This is a genomic window from Candidatus Lokiarchaeum ossiferum (genome assembly GCA_025839675.1).
In the GTDB taxonomy this organism is placed as follows: Archaea; Asgardarchaeota; Lokiarchaeia; order Sigyniarchaeales; family Promethearchaeaceae; genus Lokiarchaeum; species Lokiarchaeum ossiferum.
Genome location: CP104013.1, coordinates 6024060 through 6035313, shown reverse-complemented (window position 1 = coordinate 6035313; position 11254 = coordinate 6024060). Strand labels below are relative to the sequence as shown.

Annotated in this window: 12 protein-coding genes; 10 read left to right on the top strand and 2 right to left on the bottom strand. The window is 33.3% G+C overall.

Features of this window, described 5'->3' with window-relative positions:
* Positions 1-259: 259 nt before the first annotated feature.
* The 6 genes from NEF87_RS25655 to NEF87_RS25630 all read left to right on the top strand — a co-directional run bounded on the left by NEF87_RS25655 (position 260) and on the right by NEF87_RS25630 (position 6315).
* Positions 260-1384: a cell envelope integrity protein TolA gene (locus tag NEF87_RS25655; RefSeq protein WP_457918090.1), complete on the top strand. Its 1125-nt coding sequence runs from the start codon at positions 260-262 to the stop codon at positions 1382-1384.
* Between the two features lie 288 nt (positions 1385-1672).
* Entirely contained in the window at positions 1673-2779 is a 1107-nt protein-coding gene (locus NEF87_RS25650; RefSeq protein WP_457918089.1) for a Kelch repeat-containing protein, read from the top strand.
* A gap of 110 nt (positions 2780-2889) precedes the next feature.
* Complete coding sequence (locus tag NEF87_RS25645; protein ID WP_457918088.1) at positions 2890-3402, top strand: ADP-ribosylation factor-like protein; 513 nt, start codon at positions 2890-2892, stop codon at positions 3400-3402.
* A gap of 237 nt (positions 3403-3639) precedes the next feature.
* Positions 3640-4278, top strand: coding sequence for an ADP-ribosylation factor-like protein (locus NEF87_RS25640; protein WP_457918087.1), 639 nt, complete (start codon positions 3640-3642; stop codon positions 4276-4278).
* A 217-nt stretch (positions 4279-4495) separates the two neighbouring features.
* A complete protein-coding gene (locus tag NEF87_RS25635) occupies positions 4496-5878 on the top strand; it encodes a hypothetical protein (protein WP_457918086.1) in 1383 nt (460 codons plus the stop codon).
* Positions 5879-6018: 140 nt separating this feature from the next.
* On the top strand, positions 6019-6315 hold the full coding sequence (locus tag NEF87_RS25630; RefSeq protein WP_457918085.1) for a hypothetical protein: 297 nt from the start codon (positions 6019-6021) through the stop codon (positions 6313-6315).
* Positions 6316-6410: 95 nt separating this feature from the next.
* Here the strand turns inward: NEF87_RS25630 and NEF87_RS25625 are convergent, their stop codons facing one another.
* Positions 6411-7112 (bottom strand): hypothetical protein, encoded by a 702-nt coding sequence (locus NEF87_RS25625; protein ID WP_457918084.1) that lies wholly within the window; start codon positions 7110-7112, stop codon positions 6411-6413.
* Between the two features lie 371 nt (positions 7113-7483).
* Between NEF87_RS25625 and NEF87_RS25620 the strand changes: the two genes are divergently transcribed.
* The 4 genes from NEF87_RS25620 to NEF87_RS25605 all read left to right on the top strand — a co-directional run bounded on the left by NEF87_RS25620 (position 7484) and on the right by NEF87_RS25605 (position 10473).
* Positions 7484-8410: an NAD(P)-dependent alcohol dehydrogenase gene (locus NEF87_RS25620; protein ID WP_457918083.1), complete on the top strand. Its 927-nt coding sequence runs from the start codon at positions 7484-7486 to the stop codon at positions 8408-8410.
* Between the two features lie 129 nt (positions 8411-8539).
* The gene (locus NEF87_RS25615) at positions 8540-9514 is read left to right on the top strand and encodes an NAD(P)-dependent alcohol dehydrogenase (RefSeq protein WP_457920150.1); all 975 of its coding nucleotides are present in this window, start codon (positions 8540-8542) and stop codon (positions 9512-9514) included.
* 451 nt (positions 9515-9965) lie between these two features.
* Positions 9966-10184, top strand: coding sequence for a histone (locus NEF87_RS25610; protein ID WP_457918082.1), 219 nt, complete (start codon positions 9966-9968; stop codon positions 10182-10184).
* 70 nt (positions 10185-10254) lie between these two features.
* On the top strand, positions 10255-10473 hold the full coding sequence (locus tag NEF87_RS25605; protein WP_457918081.1) for a histone: 219 nt from the start codon (positions 10255-10257) through the stop codon (positions 10471-10473).
* A 201-nt stretch (positions 10474-10674) separates the two neighbouring features.
* Here NEF87_RS25605 and NEF87_RS25600 read toward each other — a convergent pair whose 3' ends face one another.
* The gene (locus tag NEF87_RS25600) at positions 10675-11094 is read right to left on the bottom strand and encodes a hypothetical protein (RefSeq protein ID WP_457918080.1); all 420 of its coding nucleotides are present in this window, start codon (positions 11092-11094) and stop codon (positions 10675-10677) included.
* Positions 11095-11254 lie beyond the last annotated feature (160 nt).

The window sequence follows — 11254 nt, the reverse complement described above, 5'->3', positions numbered from 1 at the left end:
CAGTCAACGGGCGTAAAATTTAAATTAATCGCTACAACGTCGCAATTCTGCAACATTGCATATAAGCCTTACGGCTGAAAAATTATTGTCGATTATCAAGAATATATGAAATTTGTTAAAAAAAATAGAAAAAATTTTATCGTTTCCTATTACCTTGAAATTATAACTTTGAAATTTCTTATTTGATTGATCTCAGTAAATCTCGATAGTGATAAAACCACCTAAAAATTTTATAAACTCATAAACGAATGAATGTAATATGGAAAGTCCGATCAAAGAAATTTTCAACCTTTATTTAAAACAATTAAATTATTCGCCAGAAATGGAACTCCCTGAATTACACCAATTTAGGACTAATATCGAAAATGCGAACAAAGAATTCGCCGAGTTAATGGGAAAAATTAATTTTATGATTGTTGAAAAGGGAAAAATGGCCTATAGTCAGCAAAAATGGAAATTGGCTGCAGATTTATTCAGAAGATCTAAACAGATTTGTCTTAGGCAGAAATGGAATGATGGAATAATATACGCAGAAAAGATGATTTCCGATTGTCAACCCCATTTTGAAGAAGCGGATCGTAAAGCCAAAGAAGAAGCCGATCGTAAAGCTAAAGAAGAAGCCGATCGTAAAGCCAAAGAAGAAGCCGATCGTAAAGCTAAAGAAGAAGCCGATCGTAAAGCCAAAGAAGAAGCCGATCGTAAAGCTAAAGAAGAAGCCGATCGTAAAGCCAAAGAAGAAGCCGATCGTAAAGCCAAAGAAGAAGCCGATCGTAAAGCTAAAGAAGAAGCAGATCGTAAAGCTAAAGAAGAAGCCGATCGTAAAGCCAAAGAAGAAGCCGATCGTAAAGCTAAAGAAGAAGCCGATCGTAAAGCTAAAGAAGAAGCCGATCGTAAAGCCAAAGAAGAAGCCGATCGTAAAGCCAAAGAAGAAGCCGATCGTAAAGCCAAAGAAGAAGCCGATCGTAAAGCTAAAGAAGAAGCAGATCGTAAAGCTAAAGAAGAAGCCGATCGTAAAGCCAAAGAAGAAGCCGATCGTAAAGCTAAAGAAGAAGCCGATCGTAAAGCTAAAGAAGAAGCCGATCGTAAAGCCAAAGAAGAAGCCGATCGTAAAGCCAAAGAAGAAGCCGATCGTAAAGCTAAAGAAGAAGCCGATCGCAAAGCTAAAGAAGAAGCCGATCGTAAAGCCAAAGAAGAAGCCGAGAAAAATGCTATTAAAATTCAAACTGGGGAAGGAAGAAATCAATGTCCAAAATGCGGTAACATTAAACCGAACTTAATGCGCGAGGTAGAGGATCGAACCAATATTATAATGGATTACCCATTGATTTATGGAAAAAAGTTTATCTGCGGTGAATGTGGCGAAGAATGGAGACGACAAGAATAAACTAGATTCAAATATATGTCATTCTTTTTTCTTCTATTCTGTTAAAAATCCTTAATGAAATTAAAGTACAAGTTCATGACAAATGAATAACAAGAGACATCCGAGAACGATTCAATTCTAAATAAAATCATCTTTCCTTAAGAAAAGGTTCATTAACTCATCCATTTTTGATTATAAAAATAAGAATAATTTGTTTTTTTTCCAAATATAAAAATTGTTCATCTTTTTTGGAATGAAACGAAGATGAAAGCAAATATTTCTTATAAACATGATATGATTTTATAGATTATGAAGTCGAATAAAATATGCATTGAAATTAGTTTACTCATTTTAATATCAACATTCCCGCACTTTCAGATCAATTTTGCAAATGCAGAACAGAATTCATTGCCTTGTCCAAGAACTGCTCATTCAATGGTCTATCTTTCGCAGTCAGATCAAATCTTTCTATTTGGAGGAAGAGAAAACCAATCTAGTAACGGTGTATTGGATGATACATGGATATTTGATTGTAAAACAAACAAGTGGCAAGAAATTTCTGGAGATATTAACCCCGGACCTACTTCCCATCATGGAATGGCATATGATTCTACAAATAATCGAGTGATTTTGTATTCAGGAACAGCAATGTGGGAATTTTCTGTGGAAAGCAATCTATGGAGAAAATTAAATCTATCAAGTTCACCACCAAGCCGTACTGATGCAGGGTTTACATTTGATGAAAAAAGATTTCAGATATTGCTATTTGGGGGATTTCAAATTGATACCAAGCTCGGAGACTTATGGAGTTTTAATTGTTCTACGGATTCATGGACTCAACTAAATCAAACGGGCGCAAAACCTTCGGGTAGATATGGTGCATCTTTAATGTACAGTGTTAATTTAGATCGGGTGTATTTAGTAGGAGGAAGACCATATAGTAGTGATTATTGTGACATTTGGATATTAAACCCCAATAATAATAGCTGGCAGGAAATACCTATTGATGAAAAAGGTCCCAGCAAGCGATATTGGATGGGTGCGTGTTTTGATCAAAAGCATGATAAAATTGTATTTTTTAGTGGAAGTGGGAGTTATCCATTTTTAGAAGAGATTACTTGGATATTCAATTGTAGAACTGAATCATGGTCAGAATTGAAGCGCCTTAACAAACCGAAAATGAGGATGGTTCATCAAATGGTTTACATAGAAAGTTCTAATAAAATATTTCTATTTGGAGGAGGAAATCCAGAAGATATGAACCAGCCGTTTGGAGATCAATGGTATTATAATACAAACTTGAAATTGTGGCGAGAAGTAAAGAAGGTAAACTTGCCATTCTTTTTAATATCTATAGGGGTTTCTGTTACTTTTGTGGCAATTACTCTCATTATATATAAGAAACGGATGAGATAAAAGCACTTTTTACGTATTTTTTTTCAATTTTCATTTTTTTTATAACTGGGAACTGAGAAACATCAAATTCAACTATGATTGACCCATTAATTACTCAAGAGTGAGAAAAAATGGAGCAACATAAAATTTTTGTTTTCGGAATTGATCAAGCAGGAAAGACAGCACTAATTTCTTCAATTAGAGAAGATAAATTGATTCAAGGTACAAAACCTACTTTATCCTTCAATATTACTAAATTGATTACAAAAAATATTGTTTTCCAAATATGGGATGCTCCTGGACAAGTTTCCTTTCGTGATGTTTGGATAAAAGGCATCAAACGAGCAAAGATTAATATTTTTGTGTTAGACGTTTTAGATTCGCCACGATTTGAAGAAGCAAAACGAGAATTTGAAAAAGTTTTAGATAATCCTTTAACTCGAAATGTTCCTTTTATATTCTGTTTCCATAAAATGGATCTCTTAGAATCTCAACAAAATCTTAAAAAAGCAAGAGATTTTTTTCAATTGTCTCAGATTCGCCATCGAAAAATTCTATCCTATGAAACTTCAATTATGAAAATGGAATCTTTGCGTAAATTTAAAAGTACTTTAGCCGATATCGTTCTTGATATAATGTGGTAGAGAAAGGAAGCGAAAATACAGATCAAAATAAAATAATTTGCAAAGAGGATTAAATTACCTTACATACTTGATAGATTGGTCTTGATTTGTATTTAATAAAATTTTCCAATTTTGTTAAGGTTATTTCGCATAGAGATATTTTTTCAAATTTATGGTATCGGTTATTAATATAGCTTAAATAGTTTAAGGATCTACTACTTTTATACAACACGATACAGAAATGATGTGAATAAACCTTTGGTTAATGTAAATGAGGATGGAAAAGTCTACATAAAGTTACTCTTGTGGGGATGCGCGGGGTCTGGGAAAACCACTGCGGTTGATACCCTACATAAAATGGCAAAAGAAGAGGATTCTGAATCAAATTTAACACCCATAAATGATTTCAAAAAAATAGCCATGGAAAATGGGTCAACTCTTTATTTTGACAGAGGGGTATTTCAATCCAAAAGCGAAAAGAATCTTTTTTACCACATCTATACAGTAGCAGGCCAAGATCGCTTTTTTCCACTCCGAAAGAAGATATTTTATGGAACGGATGGTATTATCTTAGTATTTGATTCTCAACGAAGTAACCGAGATCGCAACATTAATTCTCTTAAGGAATTGAAAAATATATGTGGAGAAGACCTTATCAGTAAAATTCCACTTTTAATAATGGCCAACAAACAAGATCTCCCCAATACTATGCGAAAAGAAGAAATTTATCAAATACTGGATGAAAACAACCTCATTTATCCGCCAGATCATAAATTGAATATTTGGAATCCAATAGTATACGAAACTATTGCCTTGTGGGATAAAAAATATAATATTTACCCCCTTTTTGCAGAATTAGTAAGACGCACTACGCTCTATCAACTTTACGATAAATAAATCTAGAAAGAATGAGGCTATGCAAGCCATTCTCTTTTTTGTCAATCTTGATAGAAACAAATTCTTCTTCTGCTGATTATTAATTTGATTAATCATTTTTGCAAAGTAAAGGATTGGCCCCTTGAAAATTTATAGGCAATTCTCATTTTGACTAAAATAATCGGTATGCTTATATGCAACTGACATACATAATATTTAATAATAGAAGAGAGTCACAATGGGAAAAACTTGTCTAATTTGCGGTACTTATTTAACAAAAGCCGATATTAAAGATTTCAATCGATTTACACGAAAATTCATCGCTGAATTTGTTGGCATCACTATAGATAAAGTTGATCCTAAATCAAAACTTACTTGTGAAAGTTGTGGAAATGAATTTTGCAAATCATGCTATCATACAAAAAGATACAATGGGAAAAGCTTAAGTTCATTTGTCCAAACGTATGGTCCGGCCTACCAATCCACAGAAAAGCGCTCATATGTAGTAGATCACTATGTGTGCGAAAACTGTGAGAAAGAAGTCAATTTACATTGCCATACTTGTGGAAAACTCTTGGGATCCGATGAAGAATTTATATTTAGCGGACATCATCATGGATTTCATATCAAGTGTGAAAAATGTAAAGCATTAATTTGTTTGGATTGCGCTACAGAACCTAAGAAGCCAAAAAAATATCTTAAGAGATGTCCATTTTGTAATGAAAAGAAGTGGTTAAATAAGCGTACAGACATGCTCTTGACAAATTATGACAATAATATTATGTTTCTTTCCCGATCAATAGGAAAGAAATGTTTTTCTTGCCATAAGGAGCCAAATATCCTTTTAATTTGTTCCAATCAAAAGTGTAAACAAATTTATTGCCCTCAATGCTTAGTAAAGGCGGAAAAACGAAATCTATCCATTTGCCCATCGTGTGGAAAAGCGGGATTTAGAGAATATAAGAAAAAAATTCCCAAGTGGAATGAACAATTTGAATTATTAAAAATTGAAGATATTAATTCTTCCGATGCAACGAGGAAGGAAAAATTAGAAAAGAATGGTACTGTTAATGAAAAAGATGGCCCCCATGAAGAAAAAATAGATATTTCTTTACTTCCAGATCCTTTACAAGATGACCCTTCAATCGAAAACGAAATCCCTAAAAAACGACCAGCACCCACCCCCCTTTCAAAAATTCAAGAATTGGCCCATCAAACACAAATAATTCGGAATTCAGAGCAAAAAACGATAAGCCAACAAGATCCAGATAGCCCTCTTCAGCAATTACCCTCAGATATAAGTCAAAAAATTAAACACTTTATCACACTATGTAATTCTTCCGAAGATATCGGGCTATTTATGGAATCAGAAGACTTTGTGATTCAATTTTATCTCAAAGGATATGAAGGATTTTACCTACGCTTGGCAAGGGGAAGAATGTATCAAAAAACAGGAACATATCCACTTGCAACGGTCCAATCCGATATTATAAATATAGAAAATTTACAAAGATTACTTGCTGGTCAAGAAGAGAATCTGATTGGCATTCTTCATGGCAATGAAGAGCACATTTCAACATTTCTTGACATTTACGATGCATTTTATGAGCAAGTAACTTAAATTTTTAATAAATTACTCATAGAAAAAAAAGGTATAATATAGTCCAAAAAAATCTGTGTTGAAGATAAAACAACAGGTTTTTATCCATATGGATCAGATGTATTAATTTTCTTCAGCTACTTCCAATAGAGAGAAATGGCATGGATTTTATAGGACATTTTACGATTGTTTTCATAACAATGTATGATGTAGATTCAAAAGATAAGTTTTTAGAAGCCGAAGCAAAACTAATTTCGTCTCTAAGTACACTAGTTTGGATAATCCCCGGATTATTCCTTGTTCAGCTTATTTTGACTGCGATGGGTTATAATGTTGAGGCGTGGAGTGGTGAGAGCATGGCAACTGTATTGATAAATTTGATGTGGATCATTGTGATTCTCCGTATAATTCCAACCCTTTACAAATTCTTTAAAAATAAGCAAGAAAAGCAGAGTTAACCTTTTTAAACTTTTTTTTCTCTTTCCCTTTTGAATTTCAGATGGAATAAAATTTGGATTTGGTAATCATCCAATTTTTTCCATTTTTTCCAATTCTAAAAGAGCCAATCTATTTTCTTTCCAAAAAACCATAGGGAAATGGATATTAAAAGGAGCAATAAGGCTTCAACTACGAATAAGAAAAGACCGGTCCATAAACCAATAAGTTGGATCAAGCTTAAAATAATAAATGTCCCACCTGCTAACATCCATATTTGAAGATACGTCAGTATGGAAGAATAAGCCGTGAGTTTCAAATCATAATCAGAAAATAACAAAATCCATTTCCTATATTGAATTGCAATGTAGATAGAAATAGCCAAGGAAATACAGTTCAGCAAATATAAAAGACTATTATTCCATTTTCCTATCAAAAACAGCTGAATTATCCAAATAATGGGACGACTGAACTCACAAATCAAAATATTGCGCAAATACTGACTCGCCGTTTCTTTTGTTACATCTTTCAATCGCATAATATATCGAAAATACATCCCCAAAACAATAAATCCAAGAATCACAACTGCAAATATAAGTAATAATGAGATTATCAACCAAAAAAAGAGAGAACCCTCAATATTTGAAAACAATTCTGAATCTGACATACCATCTAAATTCAGGGATTCAATTTGAGGTGAAATAATTGTTGCTATGAAGAGAGTTATGGCTCCCACTCCAAAAAATATTATACGAAAAAGAGCATATTTCTCAATTGCTTTTCCACAACTAGCAATTGCTGAGAATTCTTTTTTTTTCAATGAAGCAAACTCCTTACAAAATAGTCAGTATTTTAATAATACATCATATCTCATATTTGATAATTTAGGTTTTGAATCGAGTTTGGTTTTTTTTGAAATCGAAGTATTATTTGTATGATTTCGATGATAAAATTAAGTATTTGCTTCAAGATGGAATTCATGAGGTATTTTTTTATTTTGTTTTGATTTTATCTTTTTAAGATTCCTAAAAATCAATAGGAAAAAGTTAATTTCTTTTAACGAAAACACATCAATCTCTTAGATTACCGAAAGTTTATTAATCTACAATACCTAAATAAATATAGTATTATAATATAGGTGAATGTTAAATAGTTATTGTTAATGTCCCACTTATGAAAATTGTGATGAAAATGAAAGCGATAATATATGAAAAATATGGAACTCCAGATGTTCTCAAATTAAAAGATGTAAATAAACCAATACCTAAGGATAATGAAATTTTAGTGAAAGTTCATGCAGCCACAGTTACCTCTGGCGATGTGAGACTTCGAAGTTCCGATTTTCCTCTTTTGTTTTGGTTACCTGCCAGAATTATTTTTGGATTCTTTAAGCCGAGACGAACTCTATTGGGTACCGAATTAGCTGGGGAAGTAGAGGCAGTAGGCAAAGATGTTAAATTGTTTAAGATAGGAGATCAAATTTTTGGAACCACGACTGGGTTGAAATTTGGTTCTTATGCCGAATATGTATGTTTGCCAGAACAATGGAAGCAGGGAGTTGTTGCACTAAAACCGAATAATATAACTTTTGAAGAAGCTGCAGCTAGCCCTGTGGGTGGAATGACAGCGCTATATCTACTAAAGAATGCAAACATCCAAAAGGGTCAAAAAGTGCTAATATATGGAGCATCTGGAAGCGTTGGATCTTATGCAGTTCAGCTTGCTAAATATTTTGGAGCAGAAGTCACAGGGGTTTGTAGTACTGGAAATTTGGACATGGTTAAACTTCTTGGTGCCGATAAAGTGATAGATTACACAAAAGAAGATTTTACAAAAGACGGACCAATTTATGATATCGTATTTGAAGCTGTTGGAAAAATTTCCGCTTCATTATGCAAAAAAACTCTTAAAAGCACAGGATCTTACCTTTCTATCACTTCTATGACTAAAGAACTGACAAAAGATTTGCTTTTTCTCAAAGAACTTATAGAAGCAAGAAAAATCACACCATTTATTGATAAAAAGTATTCATTGGATCAAACGAGTAAAGCCCATGCCTATGTTGACAAAGGCCATAAAAGAGGAAATGTTGTCATTACGATTGAGCACACCAGCTAATTTACGACGAATACTTACTTGAAGTAAAAAATCAAAATAAAGAATCAAATTTTAAATTTCGAAAATGCACTTTTTTTTATTATATTGAACAATGTAAATATGAACAAATTTTATAGGATGAACATACAAATGAAAGCGATAATATGCACCAAATACGGCCCTCCAGAAGTTCTCAATTTCAAAGAAGTTGAAAAACCGACGCCTAAAGATAACGAACTATTAATCAAAATTTACGGAGCAGCAGTCAATTCCACGGATCCGACATTTCGATTGGGAAAACCTGCCATCAGCCGCCTATTTACGGGATTATTGAAACCAAAACACCGGATTCCGGGAGATGTCCTCGCGGGAGAGATAGAAGCCATTGGAAAAGATGTGACTTTATTTAAAGTAGGTGATCAAGTCTTTGGAGCATCAATCAATAATTTAGGGGCTCATGCAGAGTATATTTGCTTACCTGAAGACGGGCAGATCGCGCTCAAGCCCATTAATATGAATTATGGAGAAGCAGCAGCGATAGTAGATGGAGCTTTAACTGCATTACCTTTCCTTCGAGATAAGGGAGAAATTCAAAGTGGTCAAAAGGTTCTCATCAATGGAGCATCTGGAAGTGTGGGTACCGCAGCAATTCAGCTTGCCAAGTATTATGGAGCTGAAGTGACTGGAGTGTGCAGCACCACTAATTTAGAACTAGTGACATCCCTTGGGGCAGATAACGTAATAGACTACACAGAAGAAGATTTTACCAAAACTGGTCACACCTATGATATAATTTTTGACACTGTTGCAAAAAGTTCTTTTTCCAAATGTAAAAGAGCATTAAACGAAAGTGGAATCTACCTAACCACAGTCCCAACTCTACCAATCCTTTTTCAAGCATTATGGACGAGCAAATTTGGTAACAAAAAAGCACAATTTGCAGCAGCAGGATTAAGACCCACCGCTGAAAAAGCAAAAGATCTTCTTTTCCTCAAAGGACTTATTGAAGCGGGGAAACTAAAAGCGGCGATTGATAGGGTTTATTCATTAGAACAAATGGCCGAAGCACACCGTTATGTGGAGAAAGGTCATAAAAAAGGAAATGTTATTATAACTATAAAATGAAAAGCGAGATATAGGCAATTTTTTCTTTTATTAATTTTAATAGATTTTTAGATAGTGAGAAATCTAGAGGTAAAACAATAATATAATAAAAATAACCAACCATTCATGAATTCAAGTAATATATGAAAACATTGAACATATTTTGATCATAATTATTCTCACAGAAAGGTGTTACTTACATTTCTCAGATCGATCTCCAAAATTTAGCCTTCTTTTCAATCCTACGGGCTTGGAAATGAGTTCATTTTCTACACTCTAATTGAGTATTTTTGTCGATAATATCACTGATCCAATCCATTCGGACTCGCTATTTACCCGAAAACTGCATTACCTTTAAATAGATTAAATACTATTATATATTTGGTTTGGACTCATTTAAGGACTTTTGGTCGACAAAAATCTCACAGATGGGGACAGCTACTCATTTATTTATACGCGGAGTATGAAAAAAATGGCTAAAAAAAGAAGAACATTTGCTTGGTCTCCACTTCGAGCTTTAATGAAAAAAGCCGGTGCCGAGATTGTCAGCCGAGAAGCAGTTGAAGCATTATTGTATTATTTAGAAGATCGATCTAAAAAATTGACCATTATGGCTCAAAAATTCGCCAAACACGCTAAACGCAAGAAGATTTCCCAAGGGGATATGCAATTAGCAATTGATTATTTATAAACGACTCTTCGATTATAAAAATCAGAAATATTTTTTTTCTTTACACAAAAAAACTCTGGATTGAAACAATATGGCCAAAAAACGAAGAATTTTTGCATGGAGCCCACTCCGAAGTCTCATGAAAAGCGCAGGCGCTGAAATCGTGAGTCGAGACGCGGTGGAACTCTTATTAAACTACTTAGAAGACCGATCCAAAAAGCTTACTGCATCTGCTTTAGTATTTGCTAAACATAGCAAACGTAAGAAGATCTCCAAAGGCGACATTGAATTGGCAATCGAAAATTATTAAGTGCTGAAATTTACTAAAAACACCTTTTTTTATTACTTCTCTGATTAGGTATTCCCTTAAAATAAAGGAGTCTTGTGGTTCAATCAAGTTCTAATAAAAATAGAGCTCTTTTGGAGATGAAATTTCACCAGACTCCTACAGCATTCTTCATAGTACACAAACTTGGATAGAAATTTGAAAAAAAACTCAAATTGAGACACATTAGTAAACACAAATATCTTCTTGGATTCCTCCAATTTCAATTTCAAAAATCCAATCTTCAACCATACTAAATCTCAGAATATAATTCCCATCTTCCAGATTAAAAATTGTTCCTTCGATTGTTGCGAGTTTAGATCCTTCATTTCTTTCTGCTTTATAATTATTTGAGATAGTTAAGTTGTAATCCTCTAAAGATGTTGTTAATTGATACTCGTTGATTTTAACGTGACGATCTACATTGATCTGCATAAAAAAATGAATATTATCCTCTTCAAAATGAATTTTTATGTAACTTTCACTAATCAATGTTTCTTCGTTAAAGTTTACAGCATATTTCAAATACCCTGAACTATAAAAAAGATTCTCAAATCCGATAGCTGATACAAGCAAAATTCCAGATAAAGCTACAGATATTAGCATTAGCCCTCCAAAAATTTGTTTTTTCCTAACAAATTTTCTCATGATATAAGAATGAAAATTGTGAATATTTTAGGTGTAAGGAAAATCATTCGAACAAATAAAAAATATAATGAGAATGGAGGTTCTCAGAAATTCTTTTCAATAATTATTACTCTCTAAT

Excerpts from the sequence above, each read along its gene's own strand:
- NEF87_RS25655 (WP_457918090.1), top strand. The coding sequence starts at position 260 with ATGGAAAGTCCGATCAAAGAAATTTTCAACCTTTATTTAAAACAATTA.
- NEF87_RS25650 (WP_457918089.1), top strand. The coding sequence starts at position 1,673 with ATGAAGTCGAATAAAATATGCATTGAAATTAGTTTACTCATTTTAATA.
- NEF87_RS25645 (WP_457918088.1), top strand. The coding sequence starts at position 2,890 with ATGGAGCAACATAAAATTTTTGTTTTCGGAATTGATCAAGCAGGAAAG.
- NEF87_RS25635 (WP_457918086.1), top strand. The coding sequence starts at position 4,496 with ATGGGAAAAACTTGTCTAATTTGCGGTACTTATTTAACAAAAGCCGAT.
- NEF87_RS25630 (WP_457918085.1), top strand. The coding sequence starts at position 6,019 with ATGGATTTTATAGGACATTTTACGATTGTTTTCATAACAATGTATGAT.
- NEF87_RS25620 (WP_457918083.1), top strand. The coding sequence starts at position 7,484 with ATGAAAGCGATAATATATGAAAAATATGGAACTCCAGATGTTCTCAAA.
- NEF87_RS25615 (WP_457920150.1), top strand. The coding sequence starts at position 8,540 with ATGAAAGCGATAATATGCACCAAATACGGCCCTCCAGAAGTTCTCAAT.
- NEF87_RS25610 (WP_457918082.1), top strand. The coding sequence starts at position 9,966 with ATGGCTAAAAAAAGAAGAACATTTGCTTGGTCTCCACTTCGAGCTTTA.
- NEF87_RS25605 (WP_457918081.1), top strand. The coding sequence starts at position 10,255 with ATGGCCAAAAAACGAAGAATTTTTGCATGGAGCCCACTCCGAAGTCTC.
- NEF87_RS25600 (WP_457918080.1), bottom strand. The coding sequence starts at position 11,094 with ATGCTAATATCTGTAGCTTTATCTGGAATTTTGCTTGTATCAGCTATC.